Genomic DNA, 23,589 nt, shown 5'->3' with positions numbered 1-23,589 from the left:
GATGTTCGGTCAATGCGGATTGGCCGGGCTTTTAAGGAGAAACCGGTGGACTATACTGCTCAGCTCGATACCGCGATTGCCAGGCTGCACGACGAAGGACGCTACCGGACCTTCATCGACATCGAACGTCGCAACGGCCATTTCCCGCATGCGGTACACACGCGCCCGGACGGGTCCACACAGAACATCACCGTCTGGTGCGGCAATGACTACTTGGGCATGGGCCAGAACCCGGTTGTCCTGAACGCGATGCACAAAGCTGTGGATTCGGCAGGGGCCGGTTCGGGTGGCACGCGCAACATCTCGGGCACGACGGTTTACCACAAGCAGCTTGAGGCTGAACTGGCTGATCTGCATGGCAAAGAGGCGGCGTTGCTCTTCACCTCGGCCTATATTGCCAATGACGCAACGCTGAGCACGCTGCCCAAACTGTTTCCTGGTCTGATTATCTATTCGGATGCGCTGAACCACGCTTCGATGATCGAGGGCGTGCGCCGCAACGGTGGCGCCAAGCGGATCTTCCGTCATAACGACGTCGCTCATCTGCGCGAACTGCTGGAGGCTGACGATTCGGCCGCTCCCAAGCTGATCGCGTTTGAATCCGTCTATTCGATGGATGGCGATTTCGGCCCGATCGAAGAAATTTGCGATCTGGCAGATGAATTTGGTGCTCTGACCTACATTGATGAGGTTCATGCGGTTGGCATGTACGGCCCCCGCGGTGGCGGTGTGACCGAGCGGGATCGTCTGGCGCATCGGATCGACATCATCAACGGAACGCTGGCCAAAGCCTTTGGCGTGATGGGTGGCTATATCGCAGCAAGCGAGAAAATGTGTGACGCTGTGCGCTCTTATGCGCCGGGCTTCATCTTTACCACGTCGCTGCCGCCTGCCGTTGCTGCGGGTGCGGCGGCCTCGGTTGCCTATCTGAAGACTGCCCCGGAACTGCGTGAGCTGCACCAAACACAGGCGAAAGTCCTGAAGCTGCGACTGAAAGGGTTGGGCCTGCCGCTGATCGACCATGGCAGCCATATTGTGCCGGTGATCGTTGGCAATCCGGTTCATACGAAAAAGCTCAGCGATATGCTGCTGGACGACTATGGAATCTACGTTCAGCCGATCAATTTCCCGACCGTTCCGCGCGGAACCGAGCGTTTGCGGTTCACTCCATCGCCGGTTCACGGGCCGGATGAAATGAACGCTCTGGTGCAGGCGATGGACGAACTTTGGTCACATTGTGCGCTAAATCGCGCCGAACTCGCCGGTTAACCTCACGCCAAAGTGTGCAACGCGTTCATAGCGTGTTAGGCTTAAGCTAACAAAAGTAGCAGACGAATCGGTAGGCATGATTCGGCTCTGGCGTGAAACACGCGTAGGCAGAATGGGGCAGCAGGAATGATTGGGCGCAGATCTCAGCGCGGATCGGATGAGGACAGTGACGTCCGGCCGAAAGGCTATGACGATTATGAGGTCCGACTTGGCGACATGATGCGCGGCGAACGCGCGACGATGGGCAAGTCTCTTCTGGATGTTCAACGCGAACTGCGGATCAAAGCCACCTACATCGCAGCGATTGAAGAAGCGAACCCCGACGCTTTTGACACACCCGGCTTTATCGCCGGGTATGTGCGGTCTTATGCACGCTATCTGGGGATGAACCCGGATGAAACATTTGCCGCCTTCTGCAAGGAAAGTGGGTTCGAAGTGGCCCATGGCATGTCTGCGCAAGCGTCGGTAGTGCGCAAGCCTATAGGCGGGCTGCCGGCCCGTGGCCCGATGGGCCATGATCCGTTCATGTCGCCCAATACACCCTATATTCCGGGAAAAGAACCGCTGGTCAGCCAGATCGATCCGCGTGCCATCGGCTCATCGCTGGTGTTGCTGGCTGTGATCTGCGGGATCGGCTATGGCGGCTGGTCGGTGCTGAACCGAATACAGCAGGTTCAGGTCAGCCCGGTTGAACAGGCGCCGGTCGTTTTGTCCGATCTTGATCCTCTGGATGTTGCCCGCGCTGCGATATCAACTGAAACCACGGCCGAGATCGAACCACCCAGCGTCGAGGCGCTGGATCGTCTGTATCGCCCACAGGCGCTGGATGTACCGGTTCTGGTTGCGCGTGACGCTCCGATCTCGACCCTTGATCCGCGCACGGTCGGGACTTTCCTGCCGCCGGAGCCGCCTCAGATCGAAGTGGCCGAGGTGCACACTGTCGAACGCCCGGTGCTGCCGCAAGTGGTCGAGCAACTGGACACCACGCTCAAGATCGTCGCGGTCAATCCGTCCTGGATGCGCGTGACAGCCGCAGATGGCAGCGTTATCTTCGAAGGCACGCTGGGCACGGTCGAGCAAGGCAACACGTTCGAGGTTCCGCTGACCGAAGAACCACCGCAACTGCGCGCAGGCGCGTCGGGGTCGGTCTATTTCTCGATGAACGGTGAACATTTCGGCCCGGTCGGTGCGCCGGGTACCGTGGCTAAAGGCGTAGTCTTGTCCAAGGATGCCGTTGCGGAAAACTACACGGTCGCCGATCTTGAGGCCGAGCAGAACAGCGCGCTCAAACGCTTGGTTGCCGAGCTTCAGGCACAGGAACCCGTTGCCGCGTCTGAATGATCTAGCCATTGCGATAGTGGGTTAAGCGAACTATCTAAAGGCGCAACTCTGGCTGTCTTGGACCCGACCCTCATGTCCCTCAATCACGTGCGCCCGTGGCGAAACATCTATCGCCGCAAATCCCGTCAGATCATGGTTGGCGACGTTGCCATCGGGGGCGATGCGCCAATTGCAGTTCAGACCATGACCAACACGCTGACCACGGATGTGGCCGCGACGGTAGCGCAGGTGCAGGCCGCAGCTGAGGCGGGGGCGGATATTGTGCGGGTCTCGGTCCCGGATGAGGCGTCGTCAAAGGCACTGAAAGAGATCGTGCGCGAAAGCCCTGTACCGATCGTGGCCGATATCCATTTCCACTATAAACGCGGCATCGAGGCTGCTGAGGCAGGCGCTGCCTGTCTGCGGATCAATCCGGGCAATATCGGCGACGAAAAGCGGGTGCAGGAGGTGATCAAGGCCGCCCGCGACCACAATTGCTCGATCCGGATCGGGGTCAATGCGGGGTCGCTGGAAAAGCACCTGCTTGAGAAATATGGTGAGCCATGCCCCGAGGCAATGGTCGAAAGCGGGCTCGAGCATATCCGCATTCTGAAAGACAACGACTTTCACAACTTCAAGATCAGCGTGAAGGCCAGTGACGTGTTCCTGTCGGCTGCGGCCTATCAGGGGATTGCCGAGGCCACAGATGCTCCCATCCATTTGGGTATCACCGAGGCCGGAGGACTGGTCAGCGGCACCATCAAATCCGCCATTGGGCTGGGCAATCTGCTGTGGATGGGGATCGGCGATACGATCCGCGTCAGCCTATCCGCGGACCCGGTGGAAGAAGTCAAGGTGGGCTATGAGATCCTGAAATCACTGGGCCTGCGCCATCGCGGTGTGAATATCATCTCATGCCCGTCCTGCGCGCGGCAGGGCTTTGACGTGATTAAGACGGTCGAAGCGCTGGAGCAGCGACTGGAGCATATCAAGACGCCGATGAGCCTGTCGATCATCGGCTGCGTCGTGAATGGCCCCGGTGAGGCGCTGATGACTGACGTTGGCTTTACCGGCGGCGGTGCGGGCTCGGGTATGGTCTATCTGGCGGGCAAGGCCAGCCACAAGATGTCCAACGATCAGATGATCGACCACATCGTTGAACAGGTCGAAAAGAAAGCGGCTGAACTGGACGCAGCGGCCGAGGCTGCGGAATAACCCAACAAGCGCGCGGTTCCGGGGAGGGATGTGTTCTCGACAGGGTGAACCGGTCTGTGTTGACAGGTCCCGCCGTTCTGGGGCCAAGTCGGGCCTATGAAGGCTACACTCGTCCTTGTTCTGCTAATGTGGACCGCTCCCATCGGCGCGGCGCGCGCGTGTGAATTGGCATTGGCTTTTGCGTTGGATGTGTCGGGCAGCGTCGATGAGGCCGAACATCAGTTGCAACGCGATGGCGTCGCCGCTGCCTTGCTGGACCCTGACGTTGTAACGGCGATTTCGGCCCAACCCGGTGGCGTGGCCCTGATGGTGTATGAGTGGTCAGACTCGCGCCAGCAGACGCAGATTTCGGCCTGGCGTCTGGTCAAAGGGGTGGCAGGGTTGAAATCGATCGCTGCCGAGGTTCTGGCGGCCCCTCGAAGTGCAGCGGGTGGAACCGGCATAGGCCCGGCGGTCGCGTTCGGAGCGTTGATGTTCGACTATGGGCCCGATTGCCGTCGGCGCGTCATAGATGTGTCAGGGGACGGCAAACACAATAACGGCTTTCGCCCCCATGTCGCGCGCGAGATGCAGGTGATGCAAGGTGTCACCGTGAATGCGCTGGTGATCGAGGGGGCAGAGCCCGAGGTGCTGGCCTACTACGTCGAGCACGTCATTTCAGGGCAGGGCGCTTTTGTGGAAATTGCGGCGGGGTATGAGGACTATGCCGCAGCCCTTCGGCGAAAATTGCTGCGTGAAATTCCGATGGCTGTAGCCGATCGGTAAGGGATAGGGCGGTGCACGGACGCGCACCGCCTGTGTTCATATTTAACCCTGCTCAGCCCGCACGGCGTCTGCAATTTGCAGCATCTGGTCGGCAGTCAGATAGCCGCGCAGCATTTCGGTGCCAAGAACGAAGGACGGTGTGCCTTGGATTTGCATCCGCCGCGCCAATTCGCGGGTCTGGTTGATCTCATCGGTCACACGATCGCTGTCCATCGCTGCCAAAATGGCATCGCTATCCAGTCCCAGACCATCCGACAAACGGCGCAGAGAAACCTCGTTCGGCTCACCACCAAAGTCCAGCAGAGCGTCGTGCACCAGCTTATAAGCGTCATCGCCCGCCACATGCTTGGTGGCCACGGCAAAGCGGGAAGAGACCACCGAGGCTTCGCCCAGGATCGGGAATTCCTTGATCACCAGACGGATATTGCCGTCTTCGGACAACAGCTCGGCCACTTCGGGGACGGCCCGGCGGCAATAGCCGCAGCGGTAGTCCATGAATTCGACCAGCGTGATGTCGCCTTCGGGATTGCCACCCACCCAGCTGTAGCCATCATTGAACAACTCGTCGGCATTGACTGCGACCAGCTCTTGATCCGCGGCGGCCTCGGCCTGAGCGTTGCGTTGTTCAAGGATGTTGATCGCTTCGATGATGACCTCAGGGTTTTCCAGAAGATAGGCACGTACCTGCGCGCCGAACTGCTCTCTCTCGGCATCGCTCATGGTGTTGAGGTCCAACGCCTGCGCCGGGGCGGCAAGCAGGGAAAGCCCCAGAAGGGCCGGTGCAGCATGTCTGAGGATCATTTCCGTTTCCTTTTCGATTTCTTTGCGTTTTCCGAGGCAATCAGCACATCCTGTGCCCGTTGCCAACCTGTTGAACCCTCGGGTAGTTGCCCGAGAGCGCGTCTTGCGTGAATACCTGCATCGGTAACCTTGCCTTGCAAGGCATATCTTTCCGCCGTAACGACTGAGGCCATGCCAGTGTTGCCGACCCGCGCATATGCCACGCTCAGATCTCGCAGAGAGCCAGTGTTGCGATGGTCGCGGGCGCGTGCCTTTTCAAGCACTTGCAGGGCGTCTTTCGTCCGATCCTGTGCTAAAAGCGCGCGACCGTAGCCTGCAAGGATCAAGGCGTTGTTTGGTGCCATCTCCATCGCGTGACCATAGGCCGCAACGGCCTCGGGCAACTGACGGTTTTCCAGCAGGATCTGGCCTTTCAGTTCATAATAATAAGGATCGCCGGGGCGAATGGCCAAGGCGCCGTCAATGGCGCCCCTCGCCTCCGCAAGATTGCGGTTCTGGTGATGGGCCGCCGCCTCGCGCATCAGGCGAATGTCTTGCGCGGTTTCCTCTTTCGCGCGTCGCAATGTCCACGAGGGCGCGCGCAGGAAGGCGGATAACTTTCCTTTCACGCGGGCAAACCAATATTCTGCCTGCGCGTTGGGGACCGCAGACGCGCCAAATTCCCCTAAAAACGTCTGGGCCGCGCGCAGACGATCGCGGTTGGTGGGGTGCGAGCGCATATAGGGGTCCTGATTGGCCTCGCTCAGCAGCTCCTGACCCACGAATTTCTGGTGCAGGGCAACCATCCCGCTGGGTGAAATACCTGCCCATCGCAGATAGCTTGCTGCGCTGCGGTCGGCCGAGGATTCCTCGGCCCGTGTGTGCCCTAGAAAACTGCGCAAGGCCGAGCTCGAGGTGCCCGCAGCGATACCTGCCGCTGCTTCACCACCTCCGGCAACGGCAACGGCCAGCGCAAGCGCTGTTCCCAACCCGGCATTGCGTTTGGCGGCTTTCAGGTTTTCGAACCGGCGGGCGAGATGGCCGTTGGCAATATGGGCGGCCTCATGCGCGATCACCGCTTGCAGCATCTCAGGGGTGTCCACGGACAGGATCAGGCCGTAGTTCAGATAGATCGCGTTGTTGTCGATGACGAAGGCATTGAATGTGCTGTCATAAACGACCAGAATTTGCACCCGATTGGTGTTCAGCCCGGCGGCCCGCAGCACAGGAAAGGCCAGTTCACGTAGGCCGTTTTCGATGTCGGGGTCGCGGATCAAGCTTTGCGCATTGGTTTGAGCGGCGCTGACGAACCAAGTCATCACACATAGAAACAGGGCCGGGATTGACGCCAGCCTGGATACACGCTCAAAAGCCATACAAGCAACATGGGAGATGGGCATGAGAAACTCAACCCGGTCCGGCGTCGATCCGTTTATTGTGATGGACGTGATGGAGGCCGCACGAAAGGCCGAAGAGGCGGGTCGCCACATCATCCATATGGAGGTCGGCCAGCCCGGAACCGGAGCCCCCAAGGACGCGACCGAAGCACTGGCGAAGGCTATGCAGGACAACCCTTTGGGCTATACTGTGGCGCTTGGAATGCCTGCGCTGCGACAGCGGATCGCGCAGCTTTATGGTGAATGGTACAAAGTCGATCTAGATCCCAATCGAGTTGTCGTGACGCCGGGCTCTTCGGGCGCGTTTCTGCTGGCCTTCACGGCCCTGTTCGACAGCGGCGACCGCGTCGGAATCGGCGCTCCGGGCTACCCGTCTTATCGTCAGATCCTAAAGGCTCTGGGCTTGGTTCCGGTTGATTTGCCAACCGCGCCTGAAAACCGATTGCAGCCTGTGCCTGCGGATTTCGCCGGGCTCGATCTGCAAGGGCTGATGGTGGCCTCTCCTGCAAACCCGACCGGCACCATGCTGAACCACGCGGCCATGGGCGCGCTGATCGAGGCGGCGCAGGGGCAGGGCGCATCCTTCATCAGCGACGAGATTTACCATGGGCTGGAATATGAGGCCAAAGCCGTCACCGCGCTGGAGCTGACGGATGAATGCTATGTGATCAACTCGTTTTCCAAGTATTTCTCGATGACCGGCTGGCGTGTCGGCTGGATGGTCGTGCCCGAGGATCAGGTGCGTGTGGTTGAGCGGATCGCCCAAAACATGTTCATTTGCGCGCCGCATGCCAGTCAGGTGGCGGCTCTGGCTGCGATGGAATGCGAGGATGAGTTGCAAGCCAATCTGGACGTCTACCGCCAGAACCGCGCTTTGATGCTGGAAGGTCTGCCCAAGGCCGGGTTCACCAATATCGCACCACCGGACGGGGCGTTTTACGTCTATGCCGATGTATCCGACCTAACCGACGACAGCCGCGCCTTTGCGGCCGAGATTTTGGACAAGGCCGGCGTGGCCGTCACGCCCGGTCTGGATTTCGATCCCGAACGCGGCCACGGCACCTTGCGCTTTTCCTATGCCCGCTCCACCTCTGATATCCGTGAGGGGCTGGACCGATTGCGCATCTTTATGACCGAGCGGGGCAATTTGGGGTAGAGCGTTCACAAACCGGCGCGGCTGCGCTAGTCTGCTGGTCAAACGATCTCGGGATAACTTGAGGCCATGAGCAGGATTTTCTACGCCATAGTGCTGATCTGGGCGCTGACGGAGGCTGCGGTTGCGCATGAACTTAGCGCGCTGGCCCGTGTGTTGCCCGATGAAAGCCGCATCGTGGATGAGGGGCGCTCGGGCGTGCGGGTGCAGCTTGGGCTCAGCCAAGGGGTTCCCTACCGTGTGTTCACGCTGCGCGACCCCTACCGGATGGTTCTGGACTTTCGGGAGGTCGATTGGACCGGGCTGAAAGATGCGGATTTCTTGCAGACGGATCGGATCAGTGGCGTGCAATTCGGGGCCTATGTCCCCGGATGGTCGCGCATGGTATTGGACCTTGGCGCCCCCTTGGCGGTCGAAAGCGCTGATTTGCGGATCGACGAGGCAACGGGGACGGCGGCCCTGACGCTTGACTTGAAGGGAACCGACTTTGATACGTTTGTCGCCAGCGCCGGAGCACCCCGCCAACCGGAGTGGGACTTGCCTGAACCCTCGGTGTCCGCGTCAGATCAAGAGGCGGATGGCCCGCGCCCGCTGCGGGTGATGCTGGACCCCGGCCATGGAGGCATTGATCCGGGTGCCGAGGTAGACGGGCTGGACGAAAAGACCCTGATGCTGACCTTCGCCCGCGAATTACGCGAAGTTCTTTTGCGCACGGGGGGCTACGAGATCGTTCTGACCCGAACCGATGATCATTTCGTGTCGCTGGAGCGCCGTATCGCGCTGGCGCACCGGGCGGGCGTTGATGTGTTCATCTCACTGCATGCGGATATCCTGTCGGAAGGGCGCGCTCATGGAGCGGCGGTCTATACCCTGTCGGAAGAGGCTTCGGACGTGGCCAGCCACAAACTGGCCGAGCGGCATGACCGGGGTGATCTGATCTCGGGCATCGACCTCAGCGGGGCCGACGATCAGGTCGCCGATGTTCTTCTGGACCTGGCGCGTCAGGAAACCAAACCGCGCACCGATGCGCTGGCCGCAGCGCTGGCCAATGGCATGACGCAGCAGGGCGGGCCGATGAACAACCACCCGATCCGCACCGCTTCGTTTTCCGTTCTCAAAGCAGCTGACATCCCTTCGGTTTTGATCGAGCTTGGCTTTCTGTCCAGTCCCAGAGATTGGAAAAACATCAATAATCCAGAGTGGCGCTTGGGTATGGCACATGGCATCCGCGACGGGCTTGAAGTCTGGCGTCAGCAGGATGTGATCCGCCGATCCCTGATTGGCCAGTGACCCTACGGCGCAAAACGGCTAATATGGGGCATCGTGTTTTGACCCAACGCGCGGGCGTCCCTATATAGGCGGCACCGCGAGCAAAAGGCAGTGACGTGATCCGTTTCATATTTTCGATCTTTGGGGCGATCTTCAGCCTCGTGACCCTTGGGTTTTTCATGGCCGCGCTGGTGATTGGCGCGATCTTCTGGATGTATGGGCGCGACCTGCCCAGCCATGAATCACTTGCGCAGTATAAACCACCCACGATTAGCCGGATCTATTCGGGTGAGGGTCAGTTGATCGACGAATTCGCGCAGGAACGCCGCCTGTTCACGCCTTCAGAAGAAATCCCTGATCTGGTGAAACAGGCCTTTATCTCGGCCGAGGACAAGAACTTTTACACGCACCAAGGCTATGACCCGCGCGGGATCATCGCAGCTGGCGTTGAGGCGGTGAAATCCAAGGGTGAAAACGTGCGTGGTGCGTCGACCATCACCCAACAGGTGATGAAGAACTTCCTGCTGTCCGGCGACCGTCGCGCCGAGCGCAAGATCAAGGAGATTATCCTCGCCACCCGGCTTGAGGATACGCTGGACAAGGAACAGATCCTGGAACTCTATATGAATGAGATCTTTCTGGGGCAGAACTCGTATGGTGTGACGGCGGCTGCGCAGACCTATTTCAACAAGACACTGCAGGAACTGGCCCCGCATGAGGCGGCGACCTTGGCGGCGATGCCCAAGGCGCCTTCAGACTACCACCCGGTGCGCGAGAAAGAGCGCCTGCTGGCGCGACGCAACTATGTGCTGCGCGAGATGAATCAGAACGGATACCTCGACTTGGCCACCTATGAGGCCGAGGTGGCGCAACCGCTGCGATCGGTCCAAAACGGCGATTTCGAAAGCTTCCGTACCGCATTGCCGCCGCGTGACTATTTCACCGACGAAATCCGTCGTCAGCTGAGCGAGGATTTCGGTGAGGGTGAGTTCTTTACCGGTGGCTTCACCGTCCGCGCCTCGGTGGATGAGGAAATGCAAGTTGAGGCCGCCAAGGCCCTGCGCACGGCGCTGCAGAAATACGACCGATCACGTGGGAAATGGCGCGGTACGGGTGAGGTGATTGCCGAAGATGCCCTGGCAGACGAAGCGCAATGGCGCGAGGCGCTGGCGATCATGGAAATCCCCCGCGACGTGGAACTGCCGACGCAATGGTATCCGGCCGTTGTGCTGAACGTAGCCGATCAGTCCCTGACCGTGGGTATCGAGGACGGCCCGGCTGACGGCATCGTTCCTCGCTCTGACATCCAGTGGATGCAAGGTAACTTCTTTGACAACTTCAAGCGCGGCGACGTCATTCTGGTAATGGCCGGGGAAGAGGGCCAGTGGTCCGCCCGTCAGGTGCCCGAAGTGCAGGGTGGCTTTGTTGCGATGGACGTAAACTCGGGCCGTGTTCTAGCAATGCAGGGCGGGTTCTCGTATCAGGATTCGGTGTTCAACCGCGCCACGCAGGCTCAGCGCCAGCCGGGATCGAGCTTTAAACCCTTCGTCTATGCCGCGGCGCTGGACAGTGGCTATAGCCCTGCCACCATCGTTGTGGATGCCCCAATTGAGGTGAACACGCCGCAAGGTCTGTGGCGGCCCAAGAACTCGTCGAACAAATTCTACGGTCCGACGCCCTTGCGGACCGGGATTGAACAGTCGCGGAACCTGATGACCATTCGTCTGGCACAAGAAGTCACGATGCCGGTGGTCGCGGGCTATGCCGAACGGTTCGGAGTCTATGACCGCATGGGGGCGTTTCTTGCGAACTCGCTGGGGTCCGAAGAGACGACGCTCTATAAGATGGTCGCAGCCTATGCGATGTTTGCTAATGGCGGCGAGCGGGTCGAACCCACTCTGGTTGACCGCATTCAGGACCGGTTCGGCAAGACGATCTACCGGCACGACGACCGGGAATGTCTAGACTGCAACTCGGCCTGGTTGGAGCCGGACGAGTCGCCGACCATCGTCACCGACCGTTGGCAGGTCATGGATGCGATCACCGCCTATCAGCTGACCTCGATGATGAAGGGTGTGGTGGATCGTGGAACGGCGTCGTCTTTTGTGAACCTGCCTGTGCCGACCGCCGGCAAGACCGGCACCACCAACGATTCGAAGGATGCGTGGTTTATCGGCTTTACCTCGAACATCGTGGCGGGCTGCTATATCGGTTACGACCGCCCGCGTCCCATGGGGCGGGGAGCCTATGGCGGCACCATGTGCGGACCAGTTTTCCAAAGCTTTATGGAAACCGCGACCGAGAAATATGGCGGCGGTCCTTTCGAGGTTCCAGAGGGTGGTCATTTCATCAAGATTGACCGGTTCAGCGGCGCGCGCCTGCCACCGGAGGCGACCGGTGACTATGTGGTGGCCGAGTATTTCCGCGATGGTGTCGATGGGTTTATCGACCGTGTCTATGACGGTGGATTTGCGATGGGATCGGATCTGCCTTTGTTTGAAGAGGCCAGCTCGGGTCGTCAGGTGACAACCTCGACCGGGAACACCGTCACCGTCGGACCCAACGCCAGCCAGGGCGATGTGGCAACTGGCGGTCTTTACTGACACCTGATTGGTTTGCGGCCTCCGCTGTCTTGTGGTGGCCCCAACCTCTTGCTATCACGCAAGCCTGATTGAGCAAGTTGGGACCTGACCATGCGCGCCGAAACCCAGAATATCGTGGCGGAAATCGAAAAGTCGCTGGAGCTGCTGGCGCAGCGCATGGACTATGAGACCGCACCTCATCGTCTTGAGGAATTCAACGCGCGTGTTGAAGATCCGAACTTGTGGGACAATCCCGAGAATGCACAGAAGCTGATGCGCGAGCGGCAGATGCTGGTCGATGCGATTGAGACCTATGAAACCATCAAGACCGATCTGAGTGACAATATCGAGTTGATCGAACTGGGCGAGATGGAAGAGGACGAAGAGGTCGTTACCGACGCCGAGGGCGCGATCAAGGCGCTGCAGGCCAAGGCCGCCAAGAAAGAACTAGAAGCCCTGCTGGACGGCGAAGCCGACAGCAACGATACCTTCCTTGAGATCAACTCGGGCGCGGGTGGGACGGAAAGCTGTGACTGGGCCTCAATGCTGGCGCGAATGTATGTGCGTTGGGCTGAGAAGAAGGGTTACACCGTCGAGCTGCAATCCGAGACCGCGGGCGAAGAGGCAGGGATCAAATCGGCAGCCTATAAGATTTCGGGTCACAACGCGTATGGCTGGTTGAAGTCGGAAAGCGGCGTACACCGGCTGGTTCGGATTTCGCCTTATGACTCGGCGGCCAAGCGACACACGTCCTTTAGCTCGGTCTGGGTCTATCCGGTGGTCGACGACAATATCGAGATCGAGGTGAACCCGTCGGATATTCGGATTGATACCTATCGGTCATCCGGCGCGGGTGGTCAGCACGTGAACACCACGGACTCGGCGGTGCGGATCACGCACATCCCGACCGGAATCGTTGTGACCAGTTCCGAGAAGTCGCAGCACCAGAACCGGGACATCGCCATGAAGGCGCTGAAATCGCGCCTCTACCAGCAAGAGCTGGACCGCCGGAACGCGGATATCAACGCCGCGCATGAGGCCAAGGGTGATGCGGGTTGGGGCAACCAGATCCGGTCTTACGTGTTGCAACCGTATCAAATGGTGAAGGATTTGCGGACCAACCATGAGACCTCGGACACAAAGGGCGTGTTGGATGGGGATCTGGACGGGTTCATGGCGGCGACTTTGGCGCTGGATGTGGCTGGCAAGTCCCGGTCCGAAGCGCAAGGTGAATAAGTCTGGCAGGGGGCTCTGCCCCCGCCGCGCGTGCGCGCGACTCCCCCGGGATATTTTGGGCCAGATGAAGGGGATCCTTGCGCGGCGGTGGACCGGAAAAGATACATTTAAACAGTGGGTTTAAATGGTGCGGCGGGGTCGTTAGGCTGATCGTATTGACGCGATATGACTGCCGATGGGACCGGGATGGAACTGAGCCAAATCACCGCAACTGAACTTTTGGGCGCAATGGCATCGGGGCAGGTCTCGGCTGCGGATGTCATGCGGTTGACGCTGGAGCGGATCGGGGCTGTCAATGGCCGATTGAACGCCATCGTGGCGCTGCGGGATGAGGCCGAATTGATGGCCGAGGCGCGGGCGATGGATGAAGGTCCGCGACGGGGCCCGCTGCATGGGTTGCCGATGGCGGTCAAGGATCTGGTCAATGTGGCCGGGATGGCCTCGACCCAAGGCTCGCCGCTGTTTGCAGGGCATGTACCGGAGGCTGACGATCTGATCGCGGCACGGTTGCGGGCGGCGGGGGCCATTCTGATCGGCAAGACCAATACGCCGGAATTCGGTTTGGGGTCGCACACGTTCAACCCGGTCTATGGGGCGACGCGCAACCCATATGATGCTGAGCGTAGCTGCGGAGGTTCCTCTGGCGGAGCCGCAGTGGCCTTGGCTTCGGGGATGCTGGCGCTGGCGGATGGGTCAGACATGATGGGCAGCTTGCGCAACCCAGCGGCCTGGAACAATGTTTATGGGTTTCGACCAAGCTGGGGACGCGTTCCGTCTCAACCCGAAGGGGACGGGTATTTGCATCAGTTGTCGACTCTGGGGCCTATGGCGCGCAGCCCTGAGGACTTGGGCGTGTTGCTGGACGTGATCTCAGGGCCGGACGCGGGACAGCCGTTATCTGCGGCTTGCACGCCGGTTTCACGGGTCAGACCCGCCGATATGCGCGGCCTGCGGATTGGTTGGTTGGCGGATTGGGGCGGTGCCTTTCCGTTTGAAGACGGAATTTTGGATCAATGCGCGCAGGCCCTTGCGGTGTTTTCGGATCTGGGCGCGCAAGTGGAACCACTTGCGCCGCCATTCGAAGCGGAATTGATGTGGGATAGTTGGGTGACGCTACGCGCCTGGAGCGTGGCCGCCGGGTTGAGGCCTTTGACTGAACACCGCTCAAAGCTGAAAGACACCGCGCAGTGGGAGCTGGATCGGGGCTTGGCCTTGACGGCGATGCAGGTGCATCGCGCCAGCGTCATTCGCTCGGACTGGTATCGCAAGGCCGCAGAGGTGTTCGTTGATTATGACATGTTGGTGCTGCCATCTGCGCAAGTCTGGCCGTTTGAGCTGGACACGCCGTTCCCAACAGAAATCGCAGGGGTGAAGATGGACACCTATCATCGCTGGATGCAGGTCATGGTGCCTGTCAGTCTGATTGGTCTGCCTGCCTTGTCCGTGCCCGTCGGGTTCGGGGCCGAGGGGCTGCCGATGGGGATGCAGCTTTTTGGACCCAAAGGGGCCGATGGGCAGGTTCTGTCCATTGGGGCGGCGTATCATGAGGTCACGCGTTGGCCGCAGAAAAGACCGGCCTGATAGAAGGACGGATGAGGGGAGGAGAATGTGATGGAGAAACCCTTTGGCGTTCCGAAAATGGGACCGGTCAGCCGTGAGATGCTGCGCGAATCCCTGCGCCGTGCCTGGGCTGATTTTCGCCGCGCGCCGGTTTTTGGGCTGCTGTTTGCAGGGTTCTATGTGCTGGCCGGCTGGGCGATTGCCTGGGTGACAATACAGACTCAAACCTCATACTGGCTGGTGCTGGCCGCGATCGGATTTCCGTTGTTGGGCCCCTTCGCGGCGGTGGGGCTGTATGAGGTCTCTCACCGGTTGGAACTGGGGGAGCCTTTGGATTATGGCGCGATCTTTGGTGTCGTGGCGCAGCAGGGGCGGCGTCAGTTGCCGTCGATCTGCGCAATCATCGTGGTCATGTTCCTGTTCTGGTTCTTTCTGGGTCACATGATCTTTGCTTTGTTCATGGGGTTGTCGACCATGACCAACGTATCCACTTCAGTCGAGGTGTATCTGACGGCCAATGGGCTGACCATGTTGGCGGTGGGCACGGCGGTGGGCGCAGTTTTCGCGACCGTGCTTTACATGATCACCGTCTTGTCCATCCCGATGCTGCTGGACCGCGAACTGGATTTCGTTACGGCGATGATTGCAAGCTATAGCTATGTCAGTGCAAACCTGCCGGTCATGTTGGGTTGGGGGGTGCTGATCGCCGTTCTGACCTTTGTCGCCATGATCCCCTGGTTTCTTGGCTTGCTGATAGTATTGCCGCTATTGGGGCATGCAAGCTGGCATCTTTACCGTCAGATTACAGAGGCCGAAGGACTTACCTAAAGCGGCTTTTCCAACCTGCGCGCGGTGCGGGCGGCGGGCAATGCCTCGGTCGGTTTGGTGCCCAGATGGCGCAGCTGGAGTTTGCGCATGGTGGTCGCATTTGCATTCGTCTTGGACAGGCAGATTGCGACGCCGCGCCAATACTCTTCTTGCGAGTCCGAATTGCGAGTCATCAGGTAGATGCGGCTGTTCTGGGCGGCGCGGCAGGACATCAGGATATAGATTTGATGACCGGCACAAGCGGCGATCCCCTGAACTTCGCGCGCTTTGGCTGAACTGTCTTTGCCATCCGAGGGGGGCTCGAAGCTGCGAATCAGGGTGCATTGGGGCAGGCGGCGGGCATGCAGCAGCCGGCGCCGGGACGGGAAGGGGTTTTCAAGATCCGTCTCTGACACAGAATAGAATCCGGCGGGCAGCAGCGTCTCGGTCAACGTCGTGGGCCCCGAGCCCAGAAACTCGGTCAGGGCCGAAGCGGCGGGGTGTAGAGGGGCCTTGTCCAATGCCTCAAGAGGGTGCAGCAGAATACGGGCGTCGACATCGAAGAACCGGCAAATGCGGTCCAGAACATCGGGGCGGGGAAAGCTCTGTCCGCCCAAATACCGGTTGAATTGAGTCCGGTTGATGCCAAGCTGACGGCAGAGTTCGGAAACAGAGGGGTATTGCTGCGCGAGCTGCCTGAGGTTTGCGCCGAACATCCTGCGCAAGTCAGCAGGGTTGCGGGTGTCGTTGGTCATTTCTGTCCCGGTATTCAAGTGTTTTTGTGAAACCGTACCATGTCTGACCAAACGGTCGCGCATGTTCTGAAATCGTACTTAGGACCCCAACAGGCGCATAGAAACGCCACGTTACGTGTCGAAGCTAACGCGCTAAACCACAAAGGCAATAGGCTTTATTTTTATTTGTATAATCTTTTATTCGATTATTTTCTGTTATGTAAAAAATAAACAGACATAACTGCATATTGTCTGCAGTTTTGTGAATGTTTAGCCCCGTCCGATGCCTACATGCAATGGGCGGGGCAATTCATTCAGTCACCACGCAGCAAGGCCGCGACACCGGTACGGGCGATTTCAACCAGGCCCAGCGGGCGCATCAGGTCGGCAAAGGCGTCGATCTTGTCCGGGGCCCCAGTGATTTCGAAAATGAACGAATTCAGGGTGCTGTCTACTACATTGGCGCGGAAGATGTCGGCCAGACGCAGAGCTTCGACCCGTTTGTCGCCTTCGCCCACGACCTTGATGATGGCCAGCTCACGCTCGACCGATGAGCCCTCGACCGTCAGATCGTGCACATCCCGGACCGATACGATGCGACCAAGCTGGGCCTTGATCTGCTCGATCACCTGCGGCGTGCCGGTGGTGACGATGGTAATGCGGCTCAGGTGGCCGGTGTGATCGACCTCGGCCACGGTGAGGCTTTCGATGTTATATCCACGGCCAGAGAACAGTCCGATCACGCGAGCCAGAACACCCGGTTCGTTTTCGACCAAAACCGCAATCGTGTGCCGTTCCTGCACGTCCGAGAATGTGGGCCTTAGGTTATAGGCCGAATGGCGGGTGGAGCCTTGTTTGATATGTAGGGCAGACATTTAAGTCCCTTTCATCATCCTGCGAAGGTCGGGTACTGAAGCGCCCGACAAAATTCGACGAATTTTGTTAAACCAAAACCGAACCTTTGGAGTCGATCACGCCCTGCGTTTCGGCCTCGCCCAGCAGCATTTCGTTATGGGCCTTGCCCGACGGGATCATGGGGAAGCAGTTTTCGTGCTTTTCAACCAGACAGTCAAAGATGACAGGGCCGTCATAGTTGATCATCTCCATGATCGCGTCATCCAGGTCGGCAGGGTCGGAACACAGGATGCCCTTGGCCCCGAAGGCCTCGGCGAGTTTGACGAAGTCGGGCAGGGCCTCGGACCACGAATGCGAGTACCGCTCGCCATGCAGCAATTCCTGCCACTGGCGCACCATGCCCAGACGTTCGTTGTTCAGGATGAACTGTTTCACGGGCAGGCGGTACTGAACGGCGGTGCCCATTTCCTGCATGTTCATCAGCCAAGAGGCTTCACCTGCGACGTTGATCACAAGCGCGTCGGGATGCGCCATCTGCACACCGATCGAGGCCGGAGTGCCATAGCCCATGGTGCCCAGACCACCGGATGTCATCCAGCGGTTGGGGTCTTCGAACCCAAGATATTGTGCTGCCCACATCTGGTGCTGGCCGACCTCGGTGGTGATATAGCGGTCGTGGTTTTTGGTTAGCTCTTCAAGACGTTGCAGCGCGTATTGCGGTTTGATCGTCTTTTCGCTGTTGGTATAGGCCAGGCAGTTGACCTTGCGCCAATCCGCGATCTGCGACTGCCATTGTTTAACCGCCGCTGCGTCGGTTTTACGCCCACGTGCTTTCCAGACCTTGAGGATATCTTCCAGCACATGTGCCACGTCCCCGACAATCGGGATATCGACGCGGATCACCTTGTTGATGGACGACGGATCAATGTCGATATGCGCCTTTTTCGAGTTCGGCGAGAACGCATCAATGCGCCCGGTGATCCGGTCATCGAAACGTGCGCCGATGTTGATCATCAGGTCGCAGTCATGCATCGCCAGATTGGCCTCATAGAGACCATGCATTCCCAGCATGCCCAACCAGTTCTCGCCCGACGCCGGATAGGCCCCCAGTCCCATCAGGGTCGAGGTAATCGGAAAGCCGGTTGCATCCACCAGCTCGCGCAGCAACTGGCTGGCCGCGGGGCCCGAGTTGATCACGCCACCACCCGTGTAGAAGACAGGTTTTTTCGCCGTCTCAATCGCGGCAACCAGTTCGGTGATCTCTTCGAGATCGCCTTTCAAAACTGGCTGGTAATGTGAGGTCGAAGGTTTCGGGCCGGTATAGTCACCCGAGGCGAACTGCACGTCCTTAGGAATGTCGATCAGCACAGGACCAGGGCGGCCAGAGGTGGCGACGTGGAAAGCCTCGTGCATGGTCTCAGAAAGCGAATCCGTATCCTTCACCAGCCAGTTGTGCTTGGTGCAGGGGCGGGTGATGCCAACGGTGTCAGCCTCTTGAAACGCGTCCGAGCCGATCATGAAGGTCGGGACCTGACCGGTTAGAACCACGATCGGGATCGAATCCAGCAACGCATCGGTCAGGCCGGTTACTGCATTGGTGGCACCGGGGCCTGAGGTTACAAGCGCAACGCCGGGCTTGCCGGTCGAGCGCGCGTACCCTTCGGCGGCGTGCACAGCCCCTTGTTCGTGACGCACCAGAATGTGGCGAATGTCGTTTTGCAGAAAAATCTCATCATAGATCGGTAGCACGGCGCCGCCGGGGTATCCGAATACCGTGTCCACGCCCTGATCCTTGAGGGCCTGAACCACCATCTTTGCGCCGGTCATCTCACGTGTCATCTGCTTTGCTCCGTTCGCGACATGTGTCTTGCGTGTTGCCAAAAAAAAGCCCCCGAGATTTTCGGAGGCGCATGGGTTGAATTATGGTTTACCGTCACCGGCCCATGCGCGTGTTTCCTACGATTACGACTAGCGCTTTCATCGCCAGAGGCTCCTTTTTTGCGTGCAGGGACATTATGAGCGGCGCGACGGGGCGTCAACAGGCAATCGCACCAATTTTCTATCTCAGGCAGTGAATTTTGCGACATTTTATTGCGCAGATTGCCGCATGATGGGAATTTTCGGGAAAACCTGGAGGGAAATCCACGCGACTCTGTGATTTGACCGTGTCGGAAAGTGTCAAAGTGATGTCCGAAACGAGCATGATAGCGGCAACATGCTGGGGCAACGTGGACCCGAGCATATAGGCGATGGAGGCGGGATATCATGCACGATCTTATTGACCTTGGACGGTATCCGATAGATTGCCCGGGCTCTCGAGCATATGAGCGGTTGATCAGCGATCTGAGGCGTGAGTTGGATCAGGATGGCTGCGCGGTGTTGCCAGGGTTTGTGCATTCCGACGGAGTCGCGCAATTGCGACAAGAGGCCGATACGGTGGCCGAGCACGCCCATCGTTCATTCAGCCGAACCAATGCCTATTTTACCCGTGATGAACCCTCGCTGGATCGAAATCACCCGGTTCGGCAGTTTTTTGACCGCTCAAACGCCTTTGTGCCAGCGGACAATTTCGCAAAAACGGGGCCGTTGCGACGAATTTACGAATGCGCAGACTTCCTGCCGTTTATTCGCGCAGCGTTGGATGAGCCCGACGACTGCTTCTTTCGCTATGACGATCCTTTGGCGGATGTGATCATCAATGTGGTTGAGGAGGGGCAGGGCTTTCCCTGGCACTTCGATACTAACAATTTCACCGTGACTTTGGCCATCCAAAACGGTGAAGGGGGTGGCGCGTTCGAATATGTACCGAACCTGCGCAGCCCAACGGACGAGAATTTTCCAGCCGTCTCAGCCGTGCTTGGCGGGGAAAGGGCGCGGGTCCGGCAATTGGAGTTGCAACCCGGCGATCTTCAGATCTTCAAGGGCCGGTACGCGTTGCATCGGGTCGCAGCGGTGACCGGGACGCAACGTCGCTACGTGGGTATTTTTTCATTCGTTGAGGCCGAGGGGATGTGCGGCAGCGTCGAACGAACCCGGCAGCTTTATGGGCGGGTGCTGCAACATCATCTAGATCGGGAAGGGCTGCGGCAGGACCGTTTGCTCGACTGAAGCGGGCGGGGCTCCCGCCCGTAGTCGATGCGCCTGCGGCGTATCTTCGCCGGTTGGGCCGGGCAGCGCGTGCCGCGCTGCGGTCAGAACCCTGGGCTGGTGCCCTGCAAGACGCCGTGTTCCAGCGCATAGCGGGTCAGACCGGCGGTCGAGGATATCCCCAGCTTGCGTTTGATGTTCTTGCGATGTGTCTCGACCGTACGGACCGAGATGTCCAGTGTCTGAGCGACCTCTTTGTTGGACTTGCCCTGTGCGAGTTCCAGCAGGATCGTTTGTTCGCGCCCGGTCAGGGCCTCACGCGTGTTGTCGCCCTTGGGCTCAAGAGAGCCGCTGGCACCGGTGCATAGATATTGCTCGCCACGCATGACAGCGTCGATGGCCTGCTTGATTTCATCCGTGGGGACATCTTTGAGGACATAGCCTTTGGCCCCGTGGCTGAGCGCCGTCGAGATATATTCCGGGCTATCATGCATCGACAGGATCAGGATGCGCGTTTCTGGCAGGCGTTCGAGAATGATCTCAGTCGCGCTGAGGCCTCCGAGGCCGGGCATATTGAGGTCCATCAGAATGACATCCGGCTGCAACCCAGCCACCTGATCGACCGCATCCTGCCCGCTACCCAGAGTGCCGACCACCTCGATCTCGTCATAGCTTTCCAATATCGACTGGATCCCCTCGGCAACCATTGGATGGTCATCGACGATCAGAACCCGGATCGTGGTGTCGCTCATGTTCCGGCCTTTCGGTTTGGGGTTGCGTCTTCCTGCGGCGGCAGCAAGTGGCTGAGAGGCAGGCTGACCTCGATCACCGTTCCGCTGCGTGGGCCGCGTGATGACAGAATGCGCAGCGATCCGTCAAGTTGTTCGATCCGTTCCTGCATGTTGCGCAGCCCGATCCCGGCACTGCCATCGCTGGGTGCGCTGCGCAAACCGCGGCCATTGTCGGTGATCCGCATGGTCGCGCCCTTTTTGTGGCCGCGCAGGTCGATGGTGACGCTGGTTGCGCCGGAATGGCGCTCGATATTGGTCAGCGCCTCCTGCGCGATACGGTAGAGTGCGATCTTGCTGTCCTGATCCAGACGGTTGCGAAACACGACGGTCGAGAACTCGGTCTCGATCCCCGTACGCTCGCGGAAATCATCGGTTAGTGCCTTAAGGGCAGGGCCCAAACCCAGATCGTCCAGCACGCCGGGGCGCAGGTCACGGCTGATGCGGCGGACCTCGGTAATCGCGGTGCCCAGATGGTCGATCCCTTTGTCCAGCGGATCGCGCGCGCCTGCGTCATCGCCGCGCGTCAGCCGGCGGCGGGCATTGTCCAGCGCATAGCGCACACCGACCAGGATCTGGCTGATCCCGTCATGGAGCTCACGGGCCACCCGTCCGCGCTCTTCCTCTTGCGCGTCAAACACGCGTTGGGTCAGTTCTTTCAGCTTGGCATCTGCCAGCCTGCGTTCGCGGAAATTCAGTAACATGCCCGAGGCAAACACGATCAGAACGGCGGCCAGAACGATACCCCCGATATAGGCAAAGGTGCGCTGCACGCGGGCTTCGACCTCGGCGCGGGCATTGGCGACGGTGGCGACGATATCGTCGATGAAGACCCCTGTGCCCACGGCCCATCGCCAATCCTGAAGACCAACCACATAGGCGATCATCTGCGCCTCTTCCCCGGTCGACGGTTTTTGCCACATGAAACTGTGCCAACCAGCCCCCTGCCGGGCGAGGCGGATGAACTCGTCCACAATCGGGGTGCCGTCGCTATCGGTCAGACCTTCCCAGTTGCGGTTGATGAACTGGGTCTGACGCGGGCTGACCAGATTGTTGCCGTCGTAATCATAGACAAAGAAGAACCCATCCTTGCCGTAGATCATGGCCGACAGAATCTGCGTGACCAGATTCTGAGCCACATTGTCGTCGGTCGAGGCGCGGCCGTAGATATAGGCGAACCCGTTGCGGGCCTGCGTGACGTAGTTGCGCAGCTCTTCTTTCTTGGCTTCGATCAGGCGACGTTCCAGCGCCTGAATTTCACGCTCGGCGGTAGCGCGGGCCTCGTAGGTGACGAAGAATGCAATCGCTGCCACGGCCACCAACAGAGGAATGGCCGCCACAAGCGACAGTTTCTGGCCATAGGTCAGCGAGATCAGATTGCGGATTCCCCTCATGGTCGAATCGTTACGCAAGCAGGCGTCAAAATGCAAAATCTTTGGGTCTGCGATCGTGACGTCGCCCGTTTCGCCGGAAAATGGGCCCCAGATTTACCGGTTTTGTCCCGCACCCACCTCAAAAACCGGCAATCCTACGTAGTAGTAGGTATTCACATTCAAATTCCCGTCATTAGGCTGGCCGCACTGAAAACGACTGCCCCCGCAAAGTTCGGGGGATTGGACTATGTAGGGGAGGAACACTCATATGGATCGTCGTTCATTTCTAAAAACATCTGCACTGGGCGGCTCGGCCGCTGCCGCCACCACGCTGGCAGCTCCGGCTTATGCACAGGGCAAACGCACCCTGACCATGGTGACCTCGTGGGGTCGCGGTCTGGCGGGCGTGTTCGACAGCGCTCAACGTTGTGCCGACAGCATCAACACTATGTCCGACGGCAGCCTGAATGTCGAAATCAAGGCCGCTGGCGAACTGGTTGGTGCCTTCGAAGTGTTTGACGCGGTGTCGTCCGGTCAGGCCGACATGTATCACGCTGCCGACTATTACTTTGTAGGTCAGCATCCGGGCTATGCGTTCTTCACTGCCGTGCCCTTCGGCATGACCGCGCAGGAACTTGTGAACTGGTACTACCATGATGGCGGCATGGAGCTGCATGACGAGCTGGGTTCGATCTTCGGCCTGAAATCCTTCCTGGCGGGTAACACCGGTGCGCAGGCAGGTGGCTGGTACTCGAAAGAGATCAACGGCCCCGAGGATTTCCAAGGTCTGAAGTTCCGTATGCCGGGTCTGGGTGGTCAGGCGCTGGGCAAGCTGGGCGCATCGGTTCAGAACATTCCGGGCTCGGAAGTGTATCAGGCGCTGTCCTCGGGTGCGATTGACGGCACCGAGTGGATTGGCCCCTGGGCGGATGAAAAAGCCGGTTTCCAGGAAATCACCAAGACCTACTACACCGCGGGCTTCCACGAGCCGGGCGCAGGTCTGTCGCTGGCAACGAACCGCGACGTGTTCGACGAACTGACACCGGCACAGCAGAAGATCATCGAGATCGCAGCTGGCGAAGCGCACCAGTGGAACCTGGCGCAATTCCTGGCCAATAACGGTGCGGCGCTGCAGCGTCTGCAATCGGGCGGCGTGAAGGTTCTGGAATTCCCCGACAGCGTCTGGGATGCCTTCGGTCAGGCCAGCCAGGAAGTTCTGGACGAAAACATGGGCGACGAGCTGTTCAAGAAAATCCACGACAGCGCAATGTCGTCGATGGCAGCATCTTCGGCGTGGCAGAACCTGTCCTCGGGAGCCTACACCACGCAGCGCGACCGCGTTCGCGGCTAAGCAACCTACTCACGACCAAATGGTTTCCCCGCCCTGTGCGGGGAAACC

The 23,589-nt window shown here is 59.3% G+C and carries 19 protein-coding genes; 12 read left to right on the top strand and 7 right to left on the bottom strand.

Annotated features, from left to right (window positions below; all coding sequences use genetic code 11):
• Positions 1-45 precede the first annotated feature (45 nt).
• From hemA to ACR0C5_RS02340, 4 genes are all read left to right on the top strand, one after another.
• The gene (gene hemA / locus ACR0C5_RS02355; RefSeq protein ID WP_480874271.1) at positions 46-1,269 is read left to right on the top strand and encodes a 5-aminolevulinate synthase; all 1,224 of its coding nucleotides are present in this window, start codon (positions 46-48) and stop codon (positions 1,267-1,269) included.
• Positions 1,270-1,395: 126 nt separating this feature from the next.
• Positions 1,396-2,610, top strand: coding sequence for a helix-turn-helix domain-containing protein (locus tag ACR0C5_RS02350; protein WP_170774589.1), 1,215 nt, complete (start codon positions 1,396-1,398; stop codon positions 2,608-2,610).
• A 72-nt stretch (positions 2,611-2,682) separates the two neighbouring features.
• On the top strand, positions 2,683-3,804 hold the full coding sequence (ispG, locus tag ACR0C5_RS02345; protein ID WP_170774587.1) for a flavodoxin-dependent (E)-4-hydroxy-3-methylbut-2-enyl-diphosphate synthase: 1,122 nt from the start codon (positions 2,683-2,685) through the stop codon (positions 3,802-3,804).
• 96 nt (positions 3,805-3,900) lie between these two features.
• Positions 3,901-4,569: a DUF1194 domain-containing protein gene (locus tag ACR0C5_RS02340; RefSeq protein ID WP_170774585.1), complete on the top strand. Its 669-nt coding sequence runs from the start codon at positions 3,901-3,903 to the stop codon at positions 4,567-4,569.
• 42 nt (positions 4,570-4,611) lie between these two features.
• Here ACR0C5_RS02340 and ACR0C5_RS02335 read toward each other — a convergent pair whose 3' ends face one another.
• Both ACR0C5_RS02335 and ACR0C5_RS02330 read right to left on the bottom strand, forming a co-directional pair.
• Positions 4,612-5,370, bottom strand: coding sequence for a DsbA family protein (locus tag ACR0C5_RS02335; RefSeq protein WP_480874267.1), 759 nt, complete (start codon positions 5,368-5,370; stop codon positions 4,612-4,614).
• On the bottom strand, positions 5,367-6,749 hold the full coding sequence (locus ACR0C5_RS02330; RefSeq protein ID WP_480874265.1) for a M48 family metalloprotease: 1,383 nt from the start codon (positions 6,747-6,749) through the stop codon (positions 5,367-5,369). The genes ACR0C5_RS02335 and ACR0C5_RS02330 overlap by 4 nt, the downstream gene beginning before the upstream one ends.
• On the opposite strand from ACR0C5_RS02330, the gene ACR0C5_RS02325 reads away from it, so the two are divergent.
• The 6 genes from ACR0C5_RS02325 (at position 6,748) to ACR0C5_RS02300 (ending at position 15,374) form a co-directional block, all read left to right on the top strand.
• Complete coding sequence (locus tag ACR0C5_RS02325) at positions 6,748-7,902, top strand: pyridoxal phosphate-dependent aminotransferase (RefSeq protein ID WP_480874262.1); 1,155 nt, start codon at positions 6,748-6,750, stop codon at positions 7,900-7,902. The two genes, ACR0C5_RS02330 and ACR0C5_RS02325, sit on opposite strands and share 2 nt — an antisense overlap.
• Before the next feature lie 66 nt (positions 7,903-7,968).
• On the top strand, positions 7,969-9,189 hold the full coding sequence (locus tag ACR0C5_RS02320) for an N-acetylmuramoyl-L-alanine amidase (RefSeq protein WP_480874260.1): 1,221 nt from the start codon (positions 7,969-7,971) through the stop codon (positions 9,187-9,189).
• Positions 9,190-9,284: 95 nt separating this feature from the next.
• Entirely contained in the window at positions 9,285-11,771 is a 2,487-nt protein-coding gene (locus ACR0C5_RS02315; protein ID WP_480874257.1) for a penicillin-binding protein 1A, read from the top strand.
• Positions 11,772-11,861: 90 nt separating this feature from the next.
• On the top strand, positions 11,862-12,986 hold the full coding sequence (gene prfB, locus ACR0C5_RS02310) for a peptide chain release factor 2 (RefSeq protein WP_170782586.1): 1,125 nt from the start codon (positions 11,862-11,864) through the stop codon (positions 12,984-12,986).
• A 186-nt stretch (positions 12,987-13,172) separates the two neighbouring features.
• Entirely contained in the window at positions 13,173-14,567 is a 1,395-nt protein-coding gene (locus ACR0C5_RS02305) for an amidase (RefSeq protein ID WP_480874730.1), read from the top strand.
• 30 nt (positions 14,568-14,597) lie between these two features.
• The gene (locus ACR0C5_RS02300) at positions 14,598-15,374 is read left to right on the top strand and encodes a DUF2189 domain-containing protein (RefSeq protein WP_170774571.1); all 777 of its coding nucleotides are present in this window, start codon (positions 14,598-14,600) and stop codon (positions 15,372-15,374) included.
• On the opposite strand, the gene ACR0C5_RS02295 is transcribed toward ACR0C5_RS02300, so the two are convergent.
• From ACR0C5_RS02295 to ACR0C5_RS02285, 3 genes are all read right to left on the bottom strand, one after another.
• On the bottom strand, positions 15,371-16,108 hold the full coding sequence (locus ACR0C5_RS02295) for a helix-turn-helix domain-containing protein (protein ID WP_170774570.1): 738 nt from the start codon (positions 16,106-16,108) through the stop codon (positions 15,371-15,373). The two genes, ACR0C5_RS02300 and ACR0C5_RS02295, sit on opposite strands and share 4 nt — an antisense overlap.
• 293 nt (positions 16,109-16,401) lie before the next feature.
• Positions 16,402-16,962 carry an acetolactate synthase small subunit gene (gene ilvN, locus ACR0C5_RS02290; RefSeq protein WP_170774568.1) on the bottom strand — a complete coding sequence of 187 codons (561 nt, stop codon included), beginning with the start codon at positions 16,960-16,962 and terminating at the stop codon, positions 16,402-16,404.
• Positions 16,963-17,029: 67 nt separating this feature from the next.
• On the bottom strand, positions 17,030-18,781 hold the full coding sequence (locus ACR0C5_RS02285; protein ID WP_170774566.1) for an acetolactate synthase 3 large subunit: 1,752 nt from the start codon (positions 18,779-18,781) through the stop codon (positions 17,030-17,032).
• Positions 18,782-19,207: 426 nt separating this feature from the next.
• Here ACR0C5_RS02285 and ACR0C5_RS02280 point away from each other — a divergent pair, with 426 nt between their 5' ends.
• Positions 19,208-20,050 (top strand): HalD/BesD family halogenase, encoded by an 843-nt coding sequence (locus ACR0C5_RS02280; RefSeq protein WP_170774564.1) that lies wholly within the window; start codon positions 19,208-19,210, stop codon positions 20,048-20,050.
• Positions 20,051-20,133: 83 nt separating this feature from the next.
• Here ACR0C5_RS02280 and ACR0C5_RS02275 read toward each other — a convergent pair whose 3' ends face one another.
• Together ACR0C5_RS02275 and ACR0C5_RS02270 are read right to left on the bottom strand one after the other, a co-directional pair.
• Entirely contained in the window at positions 20,134-20,781 is a 648-nt protein-coding gene (locus ACR0C5_RS02275) for a response regulator transcription factor (protein ID WP_170774562.1), read from the bottom strand.
• Positions 20,778-22,211, bottom strand: coding sequence for a cache domain-containing protein (locus tag ACR0C5_RS02270; RefSeq protein ID WP_170774560.1), 1,434 nt, complete (start codon positions 22,209-22,211; stop codon positions 20,778-20,780). Before ACR0C5_RS02270 ends, ACR0C5_RS02275 begins: the two co-directional genes overlap by 4 nt.
• 247 nt (positions 22,212-22,458) lie before the next feature.
• Here ACR0C5_RS02270 and ACR0C5_RS02265 point away from each other — a divergent pair, with 247 nt between their 5' ends.
• On the top strand, positions 22,459-23,541 hold the full coding sequence (locus ACR0C5_RS02265; RefSeq protein ID WP_170774558.1) for a TRAP transporter substrate-binding protein: 1,083 nt from the start codon (positions 22,459-22,461) through the stop codon (positions 23,539-23,541).
• Positions 23,542-23,589 lie beyond the last annotated feature (48 nt).

The sequence above is a fragment of the Ruegeria sp. N8 genome, from assembly GCF_056531325.1.
The sequence above is the reverse complement of the archived record's forward strand: the minus strand, read 5'-3'. Positions and strand labels throughout refer to the sequence as shown.